The organism is Neorhizobium turbinariae, assembly GCF_023223505.1.
Classification (GTDB): domain Bacteria; phylum Pseudomonadota; class Alphaproteobacteria; order Rhizobiales; family Rhizobiaceae; genus Neorhizobium; species Neorhizobium turbinariae.
Genome location: NZ_JALPRY010000010.1, coordinates 264,689 through 280,173, shown reverse-complemented (window position 1 = coordinate 280,173; position 15,485 = coordinate 264,689). Strand labels below are relative to the sequence as shown.

Here is a 15,485-nt window from a genome sequence, read left to right as displayed (position 1 = left end):
TTCAAGTGCTCTAGGCGAGAGGCACTCAAGCGTCAATGTGAATTGGCGTCAACAGGGGTTGGCGCTGGAAGGATAGCTGGAATGGCAGATCGTAGTGATGATGGATTGTGGCGCAAGGGCGGGGTGTGGGACCCGCTGAAGGACAACAAGGCAGACAAGCATGCCGCCGCGACCCTGCCGAAGACGCCGCAGACGCTCTCGCCGACCTATCGCCTGGCCTTCGCCGATGATGAGTTCCTCAGCAGCGAGGAGCTTCGCCCGATCCGGCTCCAGCTGGAACTCATGAAGGTGGAGATGAATCTTGCCGAACGCGGCATCAAATCCACGGTGGTGTTGTTCGGCGGCGCGCGCATTCCGGCACCGGGCCAGGCCGCATGGGCGGCGCATAACGAAACGCAGCGGAAGAACTTGGAGGCGGCGTCGGTTTATTATGACGAGGCGCGCAGGTTCGGCGAACTCTGCGGCCTGCATTCGGCCCGGTTCAATCACCAGGAGTACGTGGTGGTGACCGGCGGCGGACCGGGCGTCATGGAAGCCGGCAATCGCGGCGCGGCGGATGCGGGGGCGCCAAGCATCGGCCTCAACATCATGCTGCCGCATGAGCAGGCACCGAACCCTTACGTCACGCCGGACCTCAGCTTCAACTTCCACTACTTTGCCATCCGCAAGATGCATTTCCTGATGCGAGCAAAGGCGGTGGCTGTGTTCCCCGGCGGGTTCGGAACACTCGACGAAATGTTCGAGGCCCTGACCCTGATCCAGACCAAGCGGATGGAGCGGATCCCGCTGATCCTGTTTTCGGAGAAATTCTGGCGCGGCCTGATCAATTTCGAGGCGCTGGTTGATTTTGGCACCATCGCGCCCGGCGACCTCGACCTCATCAGCTTCGCCGAAACGGCCGACGACGCCTGGAAGACAATCGCGGAATTCTACAAACTCTGAAAACGAAGGAGCCCGCCCGTGCGGGCGGCAGCAGGGGCGGGTCCTTCAGGCGACATGTGCCGGAACTAGTCTTTGAGCGCTGAATGGGCGCAAAGAACTAGAGGGGGCGGTCCGGCAGGTCGTCGATCGTGATCATGTTGTCCTTGTTCTTGTCCATGCGGGCGAACAGCTTGTCCGTTGCAGCCGAGGCTTCCGCCTTGGTGATCTTGCCGTCCCGGTCGTCGTCGATCATCCGGAAGATGCCAGCACCCATCGGGCGGTGACCGTGCCGGTCCCAGCGAACATGGTGCGGGCCGCGGTCGCCGCCATGGCGCCATGCATGCTCGCGGTCACGACGGTGGTGGTCACGACGCTTGTCACGAGGCGCTTCGGCTTTCTCGTCACCGGGCTTTGCCGGAGCGGCCTGTTCGGTCTGCGCCTCGCTTGCTGCGGCGCGGGCGTTCTTGCGGAACTCTTCCCGCTTGGCCTGGCGGTAGTCCAGCATCTCGCCACGCGTCAATGTGCCGTCCTTGTTGGCATCAACTGCGGTGAACAGCTGGTCCTGGAACGCGGTGAGCTCATCCTTGGAAATCTTGCCGTCCTTGTTCGTGTCGGCCTTCTTCAGGAGCCGTACGAACATCACGTCCTGCATGGCAGCGCCGCGGGGGACGGCATGGCGACCGCGATCGCCTGGAGCGGCAAAAGCGGGAATGGCGGCGCCCGCAACGAGGGCGGCGCTGAGCGTCGTCAGAATGATCTTCCTTGCGTTCATCGGGAGGGTCCTTTCCGCTGGTTTCCGATAGCGTCAAGGTACGGCCGGCGATCACAGAGAGCCACTTAAAGCTCTGTAATGTAGATGAACTTTCAGTAAGCTCTCAGAGGGTCGGCTGCATGCCCTTCAGGAACGACGTAAGGTCGTCCGTCATGTAGTCGATGTGGTCGTCTTCTTCCGTGAGGGTTTCCCAACGCTCGATGAGTACCGTATCGAGGTTGCGCGGCACCAGGAGAACGGTCCGCATGCCGAGCGCCTTCGGGACTTGCAGGTTCCGCGGCAGGTCCTCGAACATCACGGCATTGGCCGTGTCGACACGGTGCAGGCTCGCGAACTTGTCGTAGGTCTCACCCGCGGGCTTGGGCACATATCCAGCCGCCACGATGTCGAAGATGTCGTCGAAATGATCGAGGATGCCGAGCGCCCGTGCGGCCGCTTCGGCATGCGGTACACTGCCATTGGTGAAGATGAACTTGCGGCCCGGCAGTGCCTTGATTGCGTCGCCGAGGTCGGTATCGGGAAGCAGCGCCGAATAATCGATCGCATGCGCCCGCTCCAGGAAGCTGTCCGGATCGATGCCGTGGTTCAGCATCAGGCCCTGAAGCGTCGTGCCATGCTCGTGGTAATAGCGCTTCTGCAGCGCGCGTGCCTCTTCCCGCTCCACCTGCAACAGTTCCTGCACATAGGCCGTCATGTTGACGTCGATCTGCGCGAAGAGGTTGATGTGATGCGGATAAAGCGTGTTGTCGAGGTCAAAGACCCAGTCACGAACATTGGCGAAATCGGCGGGATCAGGCGAGGTCTTCGGTTTCTTTTCCATGCCGCTTTATGCACCGGGACGTGCCCAAAAGAAAACATGAAAAGAGGACGGGTGCGGCTTCCACCCGACTTGGCGGAGAACCTGGCCGCGTGCTAGCGCGGTAAGAATGGAACTCTGGATCCCCATCACCATTGCTGCGGCCTTTCTGCAGAACCTGCGGTCGGCGCTGCAGAAGCACCTGCAGGGCAAGCTCGGCACGCGAGGCGCGAGCTTCGTTCGGTTTGGCTACGGGTTTCCGGTGGCAATCCTCTACGTGATGTGCCTGCACCTTGGGCTCGGCTTTTCCTTCCCGGCGCTGAACTGGGCCTTCGCCTTCTGGGCGGTTATCGGCGGGCTGGCGCAGATCTTCGCCACCATGCTGCTCGTGCATCTCTTCTCGTTGCGCAACTTCGCGGTCGGCACCGCTTATTCAAAGACCGAGCCGGTGCAGGCTGCGATCTTTGGCTTCGTTCTCCTCGGCGAGAAACTGACGCTCGGCGCGATCGGGGCCATCATCGTCGGTGTCATCGGCGTGATGATGATCTCCATGGCGCGCATGCCGCTCTCCTGGGGCAACATGTTCAGGGCGTTGGCGAGCCGCACCGCACTGATCGGCATCGCCTCTGGCGCCGTCTTCGGCATTTCCGCCGTGGCCTACCGGTCGGCGTCGCTGTCGCTGGACGGGCCGAACTCGATCATGCAGGCGGCGGTGACTCTTGCCTGCGTCACGACATTCCAGACGGCGTTCATGCTGGTGTGGATGTTCTGGAAGGACAAGCGGGAGATCGTCGAGGTGCTTCGCAGCTGGCGCTCGTCCTCGCTCGTGGGCTTGGCGGGCGTTGTCGGTTCAGCCGGATGGTTCACGGCCATGACGCTTCAGCAGGTGGCCTATGTGCGCGCACTTGGCCAGATCGAGCTCGTCTTCACCTTCATGGCGTCATACTTCCTGTTTCATGAACGGGTGACGCGCATGGAAGTCGCTGGATGCCTGCTGATCGTCTGCGGCATCCTTGGTCTTTTGTTTTCGTGAATGCCGGCATCTCGGCCGGCACTCCATATCGGGAAACAGGCTGACGCGGTTCAGGGAACGATCAGCGTGCCGGCGCCGTGCTCGGTAAAGATCTCGAGCAGCACGGAATGAGCGGTCTTCCCGTTCAGGATGACGACGCCCTGCACGCCGGCCTTGATCGCATCGATGCAGGTCTCGACCTTGGGGATCATGCCGCCCGAGATCGTGCCGTCCTTGATCAGCGCCTGCGCCTGGGCAACCGTCAGTTCCTTGATGAGGTTCTTTTCCTTGTCGAGCACGCCCGGCACGTCGGTGAGGAAGAGGAGGCGGGTGGCGTTCAGCGAACCGGCGATGGCACCTGCAAAAGTATCGGCATTGATGTTGTAGGTAGCGCCGTCGCGGCCGGGCGCCACCGGTGCGATGACCGGGATCATTTCCGACTTGGCGAGCAGGTCGAGCAGGGTGCGGTCGACTTCCACCACCTCGCCGACGAAGCCGAGGTCGAGCACGCGTTCGATATTGCTGTCCGGATCGACAACGGTCTTCTTGGCCTTTTCGGCGAAGACCATATTGCCGTCCTTGCCGCAGAGCCCGATCGCCCATTCGCCGGTCTGGTTGATCAGCGCGACGATTTCCTTGTTGATCGAACCAGCCAGCACCATCTCGACGATCTCGACCGTCTTCTGGTCGGTGACGCGCAGGCCGCCTTCGAACTTCGATTCGATACCCATCTTCGTGAGCATCGCGCCGATCTGCGGGCCGCCGCCATGAACGACGATCGGGTTGACGCCCGACTGCTTGAGGAGAGCGATATCGGCCGCAAAAGCCTTGCCAAGCGCGTTGTCGCCCATGGCATGGCCGCCATATTTCACGACGATCGTCTTGTTCTCGTAACGCTGCATGTAAGGCAGCGCCTGCGCCAGAAGCTTGGCCTGAAGTTCGCTATCGGAAGCCGTCATCGAATTCCCCTCATTTAAGTGGGGGCCTTTTAACGCATGTTCTTGACGGAGAAAATAATATCGCCAGAAGTTTTACGAACTAATGGAAGAGTGCGCGTGTCTTCAAACCGGCGCCGGACGGAGAATGAGCTTGGGGACCGACACAGACATCGCCGCGCTCATCGGCCGGGTTGCCCTGCGGGACCGCGCAGCGCTCTCGTCCCTTTATGCGGCCGCGTCTCCGAAACTTTTTGCCGTCTGCCTTCGTATCCTCAAAGACAGGAGCGATGCCGAAGACGCGCTGCAGGAGGTCTTCGTGAAAATCTGGCACCGCGCCGACCAGTTCGCCCTGTCGACCACAAGCCCGGCCGGCTGGCTCGTCACGATTGCCCGCAACCATTCGATCGATGTCCTTCGGGCGCGAAAACCGGTGGCCGACAACATCGAGGACAACTTCGACCTTGCCGATACGGCGCGCGACCCGGAGGCCGAAACCGTGCTGAAGGGGGAGGGCAAGCGCATTGACAGGTGTATGGAAGAGTTGGATTCTGATCGGGCGGTGGCCGTGCGTAGCGCCTATGTGGAAGGCCTGAGCTACCAGGAACTGGCGGATCGCTTCAACGTGCCGCTGAACACGATGCGCACGTGGCTCCGGCGCAGCCTTTTGAAGCTGAGAGAGTGCCTCGATCGATGAGCAGACCCGAACAGAGCGAAGGAGACCGCTCCCGCGACGAGCTTCTCGCCGGCGAATACGTGCTGGGCGTGCTGTCGCAGGCGGATCGCGCGCGGGTCGAGGCGCGCCTCAGGCAGGACAAGACCTTCGCCCGCATCGTGGCGCGCTGGCAGGAAAACCTGGCCGACTTCAACGGCGACTACATGGACGAAACACCCCCGGATGCGGTGTTCTCCAGGATTGAGGCGCGGCTGTTCGGCCCGCAGCCCGGCCAGCACAAATCCTTCGCACAAGAACTTGCCGCGGCAGGAAGCTGGTGGAACTCGCTGCTTCTCTGGCGGGGCCTCACCTTCGCGTCGCTGGCGCTGCTCATCACCTATGTCTCACTCCAGTCCGGCTGGATCGGCGCGCGTGAGCCCGCAACGCCTCTGGTGGCGCAGATGTCGAGCACGACAGGCGACATCAACCTGCTTGCGCAATACGATGCCGGCAGCGGCCAGCTGAAGGTAACTCCGGTTGCCTCCAGGCCCAACGAACCGCGGTCGCTGGAACTCTGGCTGGTGCCGGATTCGACCAGCCTGCCAATCTCGCTTGGCGTCCTCCCGGAGGCAGGCGATGGTTCGGTGGAAATACCCGCAGCACTGCGCGCCAAGGTTCGCGAGGGCGTGACCTTTGCGGTGAGCCTTGAGCCGTTTGGCGGATCGCCAACCGGCCAGGCGACAGGTCCCGTCATTGCGGCAGGGCAGGCAGCCGCGCAGAAATAATTCCTATGCATCTTCAATATCTTGGCTCGCGAGTGCCAAGATTTTCACGGCTGCTGAAACTCTTTTTCCCTCCTCTCCGTCCCTTGTTCTGCTCCTGCATCGGCAGGGGCAGCCCTCGGGAGGCGCGCTGCTCGCGCCGGGGCTTCCCATTCTGGAAGAGGAAATCACATGTTGAAGTCTGCACTCCGTCTGCTCACCGTCGCAACCGTCATCTCGGCCGCCGCTGCCGGCGCCAATGCTGCCAACCCGCAGGTGGGTGGCGCTGCGATGGCTGAAGACAAGAATATCGTCGAGAACGCCGCGAACTCGAAGGACCACACGACGCTCGTTGCTGCCGTGAAGGCAGCAGGTCTCGTCGAGACGCTGCAGGGCAAGGGCCCATTCACCGTCTTCGCCCCGACCAATGAAGCCTTTGCCGCTCTGCCAGCCGGAACGGTCGAAACGCTGCTGAAGCCGGAAAACAAGGCTCAACTGACGAAGGTGCTGACCTGCCACGTCGTTGCCGCCGACGCCATGTCGACGGCGATTGCCAAGATGATCAAGGACGATAATGGCACGCATGACGTCCAGACGGTCGGCGGCTGTGTGCTGAAGGCCAAGGAAAGCATGGGCAAGATCACCCTGACGGACGAGATGGGCGGCGTTTCCACCGTCACGATCGCCGACGTCAAGCAGTCCAACGGCGTGATCCACGTCGTCGACAAGGTTCTGCTGCCGAAGATGTAAGCCGTACCGTAACTCTTACGGCTGAAGCGGAGCCGGTCGCCTTCCAAAAGGGTGGCCGGCTTCGTCTTGTCAGGGAGCGGAATAGCCGATCGTCTTGCTGATCTCGGCGCGCAGCTCCTCGATGCCCTTACCCTTTTCGGACGAGGTCGACAGCACTTCAGGATAAGCGGCCGGGCGCTTGCGGATCTTCTCCACCGTCTCGGCGAGAAGCTTCGGCACCGCCGGCTCCTTGATCTTGTCGGTCTTGGTCAAGACGATCTGGTAGGAGACGGCAGCCTTGTCGAGAAGATCAAGCACTTCCTCGTCGTTCTTCTTCAATCCATGGCGGCTGTCGATCAGCACGTAAACGCGCTTTAGGGTGGCGCGACCGCGCAGATAATCGAAGACAAGCTTCGTCCAGGCGTCGACGTTTTCCTTCGGAGCCTGCGCATAACCATAGCCGGGCATGTCCACCAGCGCCATCGGCGGCAGGTCGCCGTCCTGGCCGGAATAGCCATCGGGAACGAAGTAGTTCAGTTCCTGGGTGCGGCCCGGCGTATTGGAGGTACGGGCCAGCCCCTTCTGCCCGACGAGCGCATTGATCAGCGATGACTTGCCGACATTCGAGCGCCCGGCGAACGCGACTTCGAGAGGGCCCTCGGGAGGCAGGAACTTCATCGAAGGAACGCCGCGGATAAAGATCCAGGGGCGGCCGAAGAGCGGCTTGCTGTCCATGTTCTTTTCTGCGGCCATCATGTTCGTCCTTTAGTCTTGGAAGGCAGGGCTTCCGGGTTTTGCCATGCAAAGTCAAGTTCGCAAAGGTGCACAACGCCGGATGCTGAAACAGAAAGCCCCGCCGGAGCGGGGCTTATTGGATTTACTTGGTCGCCGCGGGTTTTCGCCTGAAGAGACTCTTGAGGTTGTCGAAGAGCTCGATCTTGGCGCCGTGGCGCTTCATGATGAAACCTTGCTGTAGAACCGACAGCGTGTTGTTCCAGGCCCAGTAGATCACCAGGCCGGCCGGGAAGGATGCCAGCATGAAGGTGAAGACCAGCGGCATCCAGGTGAAGATCATCGCCTGCGTCGGATCCGGTGGGGTCGGGTTCATGCGCATCTGCACGAACATCGTGATGCCCATCACGATCGGCCAGACGCCGATCATCAGGAAGTGCGGCACGTCGTAGGGCAGCAGGCCGAAGAGATTGAACAGCGACGTCGGGTCGGGAGCCGAAAGGTCCTGGATCCAGCCGAAGAACGGCGCATGGCGCATCTCGATCGTGACGTAGATGACCTTGTAGAGCGCGAAGAAGACCGGGATCTGCAGGAGCACCGGCCAGCAGCCGGCGATCGGGTTGATCTTCTCTTCCTTGTAGAGCTGCATCATCGCCTGCTGCATGGCCATGCGGTCGTCGCCATGCTTGGCCTTCAGCTCTTCCATCTTCGGCTGCACGCGCTTCATGTTGGCCATGGAGGCGTATTGCTTGCTGGCGAGCGGGAAGAAGAGCGCCTTGACCACGACGGTGGTCAGCAGGATCGCAACGCCGAAATTGCCCACGTGACGGAAGAAGAAATCCATCAGTTGGAACATCGGCTTGGTGATGAAGTAGAACCAACCCCAGTCGATCAGGCGGTTGAACTGCGGGATCGAAAGGTCGGTCTCGTATTTCGAGATCAGCGGCACTTCCTTGGCGCCGGCGAACACGAGGTTCTTGAGCTCGGTCGACTGGCCCGGCTGGATCGTCAGGTCGTCGCCCTTGTAGTCGGCCTGGTAGCTGGATTGGCCACCGGTGAAGTGCGAGAAGCGAGCCACATAAGGCACGTTCTGCGGCGGCACGATGCTGGCCGCCCAGTATTTGTCGGTGATGCCGAACCAGCCGGACGTCGCCTTTTCGTGCGTGTACTGCTCGTCTTCGATGTTGGAATAGGCGTGCTCGGACAGCTTGCCGTCCTGGCCCATGACGCCGATGAAGCCTTCATGGATAACCCAGACGGAAGGCGTCTGCGGCTTATGGTTGCGGCTGACACGGCCGTAAGGCGTCAGGGTCACCGGTGCGGCGGCCTGGTTGTCCACCTTGTCGGTGATCGTCAGCATGTAATGGTCATCGACCGAGATCGTACGGGTAAAGGTGACGCCCTTGTCGTTGGTGAACGACAGCGTGACCGGCTTCTGCTGGGTCAGCTTGTCGCCGCTGGCCAGCGTCCACTGCGTCGTCGCACCCGGCGTCGCGCCGATCGACTCGTTCTGGATGTAGCCGAGTTCGGTGAAGTAGCCGTCCGTCGTATCGGCCGGCGAGAAGAGCGTGATGATCGGGCTGCTGTCGTCGACCGTCTCATGGTATTCGCGCAGCTTCAGGTCATCAAGGCGAGCGCCCGTCAGGTTGATGGAGCCTACGAGAGCCGGCGTTTCGATCTGCACGCGCTGCGACTTGGCCAGTGCCTGGTCACGCGTCACCACCGCTGCCTGGCCCGAAGCCGGTCCGCCAGGGAGATTGCCGCCACCCGTGCTCTGGGCGCCGGGGCTCTCGGGGGAAGAGGTCTGCGAGGCATCGCCCTGCAGCGCCTGGCGAGCTTCCTCGGCGCGCTGCTGAGCTTCCATCCTCGGGTTCATGTAGAGGAATTGCCAGGCAAGAACGATGAGCACGGAGAGTGCGATCGCGATGAAGTAGTTGCGGTTTTTTTCCATCATGCTTTCCTGGAACGGGTCTCCTCGGACCGCTTGTGTCTCGGCTTGCCTTCGATACGCTCGATAAGCTGTGCCGTCATATCCGCAAAGGGAGCCGTCAGCACGTCCCGCCGCGCGACGATCACATAGTCGTGTCCGTTATTCATTGCAAATCCGGCAGATTGCCTCACCGCCTCTCTCAGGCGGCGGCGCATCCGGTTGCGTTCAACTGCGTTGCCGTGCTTCTTCGTCACGGTAAAGCCGACGCGAGGCGGCTCGTCCGGCTGCTGCCGGTCCAGAACTTCCAGCAGGAAAGTTCGTCCGCGGCGTATTTCACCTTGCCGCACGGCCAAAAACTGCGGCCGGTTTTTCAACCGCCCGACAGTCGTCTTGGAGTCTTTTTTATTCGTCATGCCCGAAAACCCCGGGCAATTCGGCCTTTAGGCCGACAGACGCTTGCGGCCACGGGCGCGGCGAGCAGCCAGAACCTTGCGGCCACCGTTGGTAGCCATGCGGGCGCGGAAGCCGTGACGACGCTTGCGAACAAGCTTGGACGGTTGGTAGGTACGCTTCATTTATTTAATACCGCGGTGTGCGGCCCTTCTTGAAGTTTGCCGTCATCACGACGGCAAGAGCGTTTCGGATTATCGTTCTGCCCACGCGACAGCAAACGCTGAACTCGCTGAGCGGAACGTGGCCGGCTTACTAGAGAGGTAAGCCTGAAAAGTCAACGGCTGAGCCGGAACTGAACCTTCTTGAAGATCCCGGAACGTGCCCGCTGACATTGTTTCAATTCTAACTAATCCATTAACGCAAGCACCGATGTATTCGGGAGCAAAAAATTGTCCTCACCTATCGAGATTTGACGAAAATCAAGACGATCAATCTAACAACTGTACGTTGCGTAATAAACTTTGCTCGAAACGAACCTCTTTGCGGCTTTTACTCCACTCAAACTTTATTAACAGCTGACTGCTAGATCTCACAGCCATGGAGGGTACGAGCGTTCGTACAGCGCAGATGCCCTTAAGCACGCTGTAATGGGGGTTCTCGCGTGAAGATCAGTTCGAAAATAAACTTGCTCGTCGGCTTGATGAGTCTTGTCGCTATCTTGATTGGTGGAATGGCGCTGTTCGCGGTGGGGGAGTACCAGAAGCGCGCGCAGCAATATGCTGATGTCGCCGAGCGTGTTTACAACGGCGAGCATCTGAACCGGCTGGTCACGGCCGTTGTCATGGATGCCCGCGGCATTTACGCCGCCAAGGATTCCGCTTCGGCCAAGCAGTTTGCCGATGGCGTGCTGAAGTCCCTGGTGAGCAGCGACGAATTGTTCGCGGCATGGCAGCCGAAGGTGCCGGCCGAACAGCGTGAAATGTTCAACAAGCTTCTGGAGCGCTCCAAGGAGTTCAAGGCTTTCCGCACCGAGACGGCCCGGCTGAGCCAGGAGGAAGGCCCCGAAGTCGCGAACGTCCAGGGCAACAACGAAGCCAACCGCGCGAACCGCAAGGCCTATCAGGCCGAGATCGACGCCGTCGTGAAGATGGACCAGGACGAACTCAAGGTGCTGAGCGCCGAGATGGAATCCTTCCGTAGCATGATCTTCTACAGCGTTCTCGCCGTCGCCATCATTGGTGTCGCAGGTGGTGCCGCCGCCGGTCTCTACATGGGCCGCACCCAGCTAAGCCGTCCGATCCTCGAACTGACCGCGTCGATGAAGAAGATTGCCGACGGCGATTATGACGCCGCAATCCCGACCGGCCGCAAGGACGAGATCGGCGACATGGCCGCTGCCGTCGAGGTCTTCAAGAGGAACGGCCTGGAAGTGGCGCGCATGAATGCATCCGATGCCGCACTGCGGGCCAAGAGCGATGACCTTCAGTCCCGCATGGCCATTGTGGTTGCGGCAGCCGCCGAAGGTGACTTTACCCGCCGCATCGACAAGCAGTGGGGCGTCGAAAGCCTCGACAGTTTCGCACACGATGTCGATGAACTGGTGGCAAGCGTTGATGCCGGCGTCTCGGAAACACGCCGTGTGGTGCGCAGCCTCGCCAATGGCGATCTGACCGATACCATGCGTGGCAACTTCAAGGGTGCCTTCGAGGAACTGCAGAACAACGTCAACGCTGCGATGTCGACGCTGCGAACGACCATGTCGAACGTCCGAGTCGCGACCGGCTCGATGAATGGCAGCGCCTCGGAAGTCAGCAGCGCCACCAACGACCTGTCGCGCCGTACCGAACAGCAGGCGGCAGCGCTGGAAGAAACCTCGGCTGCTCTCGACCAGATCACCGCCGTCGTAAAGACCTCAACCGAGCGCGCCCAGGAAGCGACCGTCATGGTGAGCGAGGCGAAGGAAAGCGCCGTCCAGTCGGGTGCCGTCGTTCGCAACGCGGTCGAGGCCATGGGTCGGATCGAACAGGCGTCACGTGAGATCGCCCAGATCACCAACGTCATCGATGAGATCGCCTTTCAGACGAACCTGCTGGCGCTCAACGCTGGTGTTGAAGCAGCGCGCGCCGGTGATGCGGGCAAGGGCTTTGCGGTCGTTGCCCAGGAAGTGCGTGAGCTTGCCCAGCGTTCGGCAAGTGCGGCAAAGGATATCAAGTCGCTGATCAGCAAGTCTGGTGATGAAGTCGCGGTTGGCGTCGATCTGGTCCAGAAGACGGGCGAAGCCTTGTCGGAGATCGAAGCGCGCGTGCTGCGCATCAACGACCATATCCATTCGATCGCCGTTGCCTCCCGCGAGCAGGCCACGGGCCTTGCCGAGGTCAACACGGCGGTGAACCAGATGGACCAGGTGACCCAGCAGAACGCGGCCATGGTGGAAGAAACCTCGGCGGCCACGAGCAAGCTCTCGGCCGATGCCGACAGCCTCTTCGCGCTTGTATCGCAGTTCAACATCGGTCAGGAAGATGGCCAGGCGCAGGCAAGCCCACGGCCGCAGGCCACCCCGGCTAGCTTCTCGCAGCCGCCGGCACCCTTCAAGAAGCCGGTGACTGTCGCAACGGCCGATCATCGCGCCCGGGTTTCCCCAGTCAAGAAGATGACGGGTGCACTGGCACGCGCCTTCGGTGGCGGAGGAGCAGCGGCTCCCGCGGCAGCGGCATCGACCGCAGCGAGTGACTGGGAAGAATTCTGATCAAGATCTTCATCGCGATCTGAGGAAACGGAGGCACGGGTTGCCTCCGTTTCTTTTTGCGCTGCGGCAAAGACTGGTAAATTTGCCATAAATCCCTAGAATAGGCGTTGAAACCGTCGCCTCTCGATGTGGCGACGCGCCTTCACGTTACGGAGACTACGATGAACGACGAGGCGAGGACCTCGGGCATCGCACGTACTGAACCGGATGCGCGTGCGCCGGAGCAGATGCCGCGTCTCTTTCGCGGCCTTTCGGGCCGGCTGCTTTGGCTGACCGTCATCTTCGTCATGATGGCCGAAGTGCTGATCTTCGTCCCGAGTGTCGCCACCATGCGGATGAACTGGCTGCGCGACAGGCTGGATACGGCGGCCGCCGCCGGTATCGTCATCGACGGGCTGCAGACTTCCGAGCTTCCACGCGGCGTGCAGGATGACACGCTTCTCGCTACCGGCACGAAGGTGCTGGCGCTGCGCAAGGACGGCACGTCACGCCTGCTCGCGGCCACCGATACCCAGCCCGAGATCGACCAGGTCTTTGACCTTGCGGGTACGTCCTTCCTTGGCGCGATGCGTGATGCGCTCGATACGCTGGTGCTGGGCGGCGGCCGGACCATGCGTGTCTACGGCCCGATCGGCGAAAGCGACATGATCATCGAACTGGTCATGACCGAGGACGCGCTGCGCAAGGACATGCTGAAATACGCCAAGATGATGTTCCTGGTGTCGCTGCTGATCTCGCTGCTGACCGCCGTCATGATCTTCCTTGCCATCAACCGCATGATGATCATGCCAATCCGCCGGCTGACGCGGAGCATGCAGCTTTTCTCCGAGGAGCCTGAAGATCCGTCCCGGGTGTTTGGCGGCGACCGGTCGCGCGGTGAACTTGCCGTGGCAGGACGACATCTGACGGAAATGCAGGTTCAACTGCAGCGGACGCTGAAGCAGCAGAAAAACCTCGTCGATCTCGGGCTCGCGGTCTCGAAGATCAACCACGACATGCGCAACATCCTCGCTTCCGCGCAGCTGATGTCCGACCGCCTGACGGATGTGGAGGACCCGATGGTGAGGAGCTTCGCGCCAAAGCTGTTGCGCACGATCGACCGCGCCGTCGGTTATACCAATGAAGTACTCGCTTATGGACAGGCGTCCGAAGCGGCGCCGCGGCGCCGTCGTGTGAAAATCTCGTCGCTCACCCAGGAAGTGCGCGAGATGCTGGGGATTGATCAGGACAGCGGCATCGAGTTCGTGGAACAGATCGCCGCCGACCTCGAGGTGGATTGCGATAGCGAGCAGATCTTCCGGGTGATTCACAACCTGTGCCGCAATGCCCACCAAGCGTTGGTCAACTTCGATCCTGAAGACGGATCGGTCGTGCGTCGGATCACGGTCAGCGCCCACCGCGTCGGTAGTGTCGTCAGCATCACCATTGATGACACCGGCCCCGGAATGCCGCGCAAGGCCCGCGAAAACCTGTTCTCCGCCTTCCGTGGATCGGCACGTTCGGGTGGTACGGGCCTCGGTCTAGTGATCGCGCGGGAACTGGTTCTTGCCCACGGCGGCACGATTGCGCTCGTCGAAAAACCCGGGCCCGGCACGCAGTTCCGCATCGAAATTCCCGACCGCCCGGTTTCCCTCGACGACTACCGCGTTCGCGCGTGATGTAAATGTGAGTGCGAAATCAGTGGGTTGTGAAAGAATTAGCCGTAAAATGATATTGGCGACATCAAAATCGCTTGCAATCCTCCGCGTCAGCCTTTAGAGGATCGCCACGCAAGCGGAACACACCACTTGCTCACGCACCCGTAGCTCAGCTGGATAGAGCACCAGACTACGAATCTGGGGGTCAGGAGTTCGAATCTCTTCGGGTGCGCCATTCTTTCTTCCCTGAATGAACGTTCTCCACGAGCCCGGCATTGCCGGGCTTGTTGTCGTTTTGGCCTGCGCGTGCGCGCCTGTGGCGCAACAACGCATGGACAGGCGCGACATAGCCATGCCATCAAGGACGCCGTTCTTGGTCGTGTCGCGAGGGATCGTGAAGAAGCGCAGCACCTCAGTTTTAAGCCTCGTATTCGCCTGCCTGGCGAGCTACGCGCTTGTGCTGCAAATGCTGCTCGCCTCCGCGCTTGCCAGCCCAGCCATGGCGGCGCCGACGCTTGATGATTTCGGCAATCCGCTCTGCATCTCGCATACCGTCGACGTTGGCACCTCCCAGGGCGACACCCAGCCGAAGCTGCCAGGCTGCTGCGCGGCCGCCTGTTATGCCACGGCGCAGTTCCTGGTCCCAAATCCTCCGGCTCATTTCGTCAGCAACAGGCTGGGCACTGATCTCTCGACCGTTGTCGCTGAGGCGGACGAACATTTCCCGAAGCGTCCGGAAGTCTTGCCGAGTGTTCCGCGCGCTCCGCCAGTGGCTGCCTGAGTCGCTTGTGGTCTTCGGCCGAGCCGCTCCGGTCCCGCGACAAGCGGCGAACGCGAAGATCATTGTTCATCCCATGCATCCAATTCACGCCGGCGCAGTTTGCAGCCAGCGTTTCGAGCAGGCCATGTCCGATCTGGCCAAGGAGAACCCATGTTCAAGACCATCATCGCCGCCACCGCGATTGCAGCATGCAGCAGCGCCGCCGCCTTTGCCCATGTCACCCTGGAAGGCAAGGAAGCCCCGGTCGGCTCCACCTACAAGGTCGTGCTGCGTGTGCCGCACGGCTGCGAAGGCAAGCCGACGCAGGTGGTGCGGGTCCAGATACCGGAAGGCTTTTATGGCGTAAAACCGCAGCCGAAAGCCGGCTGGACGTTGGAAACCGTGAAGGGACCTTACGAAAAGGCCTACGACAACCACGGTTCGAAGGTCAGTGAAGGCGTCAAGCAAGTCGTCTGGAGCGGCGGTAATCTGCCTGATGATCAATACGACGAGTTTGTTTTCCGGGGCACGATCGCGGCGGACCTGAAACCGGGCGAGATGATGTATTTCCCGGTGGTGCAGGAATGCCCGGATGGTGCCAAGGAGCGTTGGATCGAGATCCCCGCTGCCGGCCAGAAGGCGTCCGATCTCGAGCTTCCGGCGCCCGGCCTGAAGCTTATTCCCGCGGCCAACTGATTGCGGCCGG

General features: G+C 61.1%; 16 protein-coding genes and 1 tRNA gene. 10 read left to right on the top strand and 7 right to left on the bottom strand.

Annotation, left to right across the window (positions count from 1 at the left end; all coding sequences use genetic code 11):
• The first annotated feature begins 81 nt into the window (after positions 1 to 81).
• Complete coding sequence (locus M0654_RS09970; RefSeq protein WP_248682958.1) at positions 82 to 942, top strand: LOG family protein; 861 nt, start codon at positions 82 to 84, stop codon at positions 940 to 942.
• Between the two features lie 97 nt (positions 943 to 1,039).
• Here M0654_RS09970 and M0654_RS09965 read toward each other — a convergent pair whose 3' ends face one another.
• Together M0654_RS09965 and M0654_RS09960 are read right to left on the bottom strand one after the other, a co-directional pair.
• Positions 1,040 to 1,693 (bottom strand): EF-hand domain-containing protein, encoded by a 654-nt coding sequence (locus tag M0654_RS09965; protein ID WP_248682957.1) that lies wholly within the window; start codon positions 1,691 to 1,693, stop codon positions 1,040 to 1,042.
• A gap of 103 nt (positions 1,694 to 1,796) precedes the next feature.
• Entirely contained in the window at positions 1,797 to 2,513 is a 717-nt protein-coding gene (locus M0654_RS09960; protein ID WP_248682955.1) for a pyrimidine 5'-nucleotidase, read from the bottom strand.
• 106 nt (positions 2,514 to 2,619) lie between these two features.
• Here M0654_RS09960 and M0654_RS09955 point away from each other — a divergent pair, with 106 nt between their 5' ends.
• Positions 2,620 to 3,522, top strand: coding sequence for a DMT family transporter (locus M0654_RS09955; protein WP_248682954.1), 903 nt, complete (start codon positions 2,620 to 2,622; stop codon positions 3,520 to 3,522).
• Between the two features lie 50 nt (positions 3,523 to 3,572).
• On the opposite strand, the gene argB is transcribed toward M0654_RS09955, so the two are convergent.
• The gene (argB, locus tag M0654_RS09950; protein ID WP_248682953.1) at positions 3,573 to 4,460 is read right to left on the bottom strand and encodes an acetylglutamate kinase; all 888 of its coding nucleotides are present in this window, start codon (positions 4,458 to 4,460) and stop codon (positions 3,573 to 3,575) included.
• Between the two features lie 130 nt (positions 4,461 to 4,590).
• Here argB and M0654_RS09945 point away from each other — a divergent pair, with 130 nt between their 5' ends.
• The 3 genes from M0654_RS09945 to M0654_RS09935 all read left to right on the top strand — a co-directional run bounded on the left by M0654_RS09945 (position 4,591) and on the right by M0654_RS09935 (position 6,602).
• Positions 4,591 to 5,133: a sigma-70 family RNA polymerase sigma factor gene (locus M0654_RS09945; RefSeq protein ID WP_390919912.1), complete on the top strand. Its 543-nt coding sequence runs from the start codon at positions 4,591 to 4,593 to the stop codon at positions 5,131 to 5,133.
• On the top strand, positions 5,130 to 5,876 hold the full coding sequence (locus M0654_RS09940; RefSeq protein WP_248682951.1) for an anti-sigma factor: 747 nt from the start codon (positions 5,130 to 5,132) through the stop codon (positions 5,874 to 5,876). The genes M0654_RS09945 and M0654_RS09940 overlap by 4 nt, the downstream gene beginning before the upstream one ends.
• A 168-nt stretch (positions 5,877 to 6,044) precedes the next feature.
• On the top strand, positions 6,045 to 6,602 hold the full coding sequence (locus tag M0654_RS09935; RefSeq protein ID WP_248682950.1) for a fasciclin domain-containing protein: 558 nt from the start codon (positions 6,045 to 6,047) through the stop codon (positions 6,600 to 6,602).
• A 69-nt stretch (positions 6,603 to 6,671) separates the two neighbouring features.
• Here M0654_RS09935 and yihA read toward each other — a convergent pair whose 3' ends face one another.
• From yihA to rpmH, 4 genes are all read right to left on the bottom strand, one after another.
• Complete coding sequence (gene yihA, locus M0654_RS09930; RefSeq protein ID WP_248682949.1) at positions 6,672 to 7,334, bottom strand: ribosome biogenesis GTP-binding protein YihA/YsxC; 663 nt, start codon at positions 7,332 to 7,334, stop codon at positions 6,672 to 6,674.
• A 124-nt stretch (positions 7,335 to 7,458) separates the two neighbouring features.
• Positions 7,459 to 9,264: a membrane protein insertase YidC gene (gene yidC / locus M0654_RS09925; protein ID WP_248682948.1), complete on the bottom strand. Its 1,806-nt coding sequence runs from the start codon at positions 9,262 to 9,264 to the stop codon at positions 7,459 to 7,461.
• A complete protein-coding gene (rnpA, locus tag M0654_RS09920) occupies positions 9,264 to 9,656 on the bottom strand; it encodes a ribonuclease P protein component (RefSeq protein ID WP_248682947.1) in 393 nt (130 codons plus the stop codon). Before rnpA ends, yidC begins: the two co-directional genes overlap by 1 nt.
• Positions 9,657 to 9,683: 27 nt before the next feature.
• Positions 9,684 to 9,818: a 50S ribosomal protein L34 gene (gene rpmH / locus M0654_RS09915; RefSeq protein WP_078070738.1), complete on the bottom strand. Its 135-nt coding sequence runs from the start codon at positions 9,816 to 9,818 to the stop codon at positions 9,684 to 9,686.
• Between the two features lie 479 nt (positions 9,819 to 10,297).
• Here rpmH and M0654_RS09910 point away from each other — a divergent pair, with 479 nt between their 5' ends.
• The 5 genes from M0654_RS09910 (at position 10,298) to M0654_RS09890 (ending at position 15,475) form a co-directional block, all read left to right on the top strand.
• Positions 10,298 to 12,382 carry a HAMP domain-containing methyl-accepting chemotaxis protein gene (locus tag M0654_RS09910; RefSeq protein WP_248682946.1) on the top strand — a complete coding sequence of 695 codons (2,085 nt, stop codon included), beginning with the start codon at positions 10,298 to 10,300 and terminating at the stop codon, positions 12,380 to 12,382.
• Positions 12,383 to 12,543: 161 nt separating this feature from the next.
• The gene (locus M0654_RS09905) at positions 12,544 to 14,040 is read left to right on the top strand and encodes a sensor histidine kinase (protein WP_118848567.1); all 1,497 of its coding nucleotides are present in this window, start codon (positions 12,544 to 12,546) and stop codon (positions 14,038 to 14,040) included.
• Between the two features lie 137 nt (positions 14,041 to 14,177).
• Positions 14,178 to 14,254 (top strand) — tRNA-Arg (locus tag M0654_RS09900).
• A 159-nt stretch (positions 14,255 to 14,413) separates the two neighbouring features.
• A complete protein-coding gene (locus M0654_RS09895) occupies positions 14,414 to 14,800 on the top strand; it encodes a hypothetical protein (protein ID WP_248682944.1) in 387 nt (128 codons plus the stop codon).
• A 150-nt stretch (positions 14,801 to 14,950) separates the two neighbouring features.
• Entirely contained in the window at positions 14,951 to 15,475 is a 525-nt protein-coding gene (locus M0654_RS09890) for a YcnI family copper-binding membrane protein (RefSeq protein WP_248682943.1), read from the top strand.
• The last annotated feature ends 10 nt before the right edge of the window (positions 15,476 to 15,485 follow it).

Bases quoted from the DNA above. Each gene is read 5' to 3' on its own strand.
- M0654_RS09970 (WP_248682958.1), top strand. From the start codon at position 82: ATGGCAGATCGTAGTGATGATGGATTGTGGCGCAAGGGCGGGGTGTGG.
- M0654_RS09965 (WP_248682957.1), bottom strand. From the start codon at position 1,693: ATGAACGCAAGGAAGATCATTCTGACGACGCTCAGCGCCGCCCTCGTT.
- M0654_RS09960 (WP_248682955.1), bottom strand. From the start codon at position 2,513: ATGGAAAAGAAACCGAAGACCTCGCCTGATCCCGCCGATTTCGCCAAT.
- M0654_RS09955 (WP_248682954.1), top strand. From the start codon at position 2,620: ATGGAACTCTGGATCCCCATCACCATTGCTGCGGCCTTTCTGCAGAAC.
- argB (WP_248682953.1), bottom strand. From the start codon at position 4,460: ATGACGGCTTCCGATAGCGAACTTCAGGCCAAGCTTCTGGCGCAGGCG.
- M0654_RS09940 (WP_248682951.1), top strand. From the start codon at position 5,130: ATGAGCAGACCCGAACAGAGCGAAGGAGACCGCTCCCGCGACGAGCTT.
- M0654_RS09935 (WP_248682950.1), top strand. From the start codon at position 6,045: ATGTTGAAGTCTGCACTCCGTCTGCTCACCGTCGCAACCGTCATCTCG.
- yihA (WP_248682949.1), bottom strand. From the start codon at position 7,334: ATGGCCGCAGAAAAGAACATGGACAGCAAGCCGCTCTTCGGCCGCCCC.
- yidC (WP_248682948.1), bottom strand. From the start codon at position 9,264: ATGGAAAAAAACCGCAACTACTTCATCGCGATCGCACTCTCCGTGCTC.
- rnpA (WP_248682947.1), bottom strand. From the start codon at position 9,656: ATGACGAATAAAAAAGACTCCAAGACGACTGTCGGGCGGTTGAAAAAC.
- rpmH (WP_078070738.1), bottom strand. From the start codon at position 9,818: ATGAAGCGTACCTACCAACCGTCCAAGCTTGTTCGCAAGCGTCGTCAC.
- M0654_RS09905 (WP_118848567.1), top strand. From the start codon at position 12,544: ATGAACGACGAGGCGAGGACCTCGGGCATCGCACGTACTGAACCGGAT.
- M0654_RS09890 (WP_248682943.1), top strand. From the start codon at position 14,951: ATGTTCAAGACCATCATCGCCGCCACCGCGATTGCAGCATGCAGCAGC.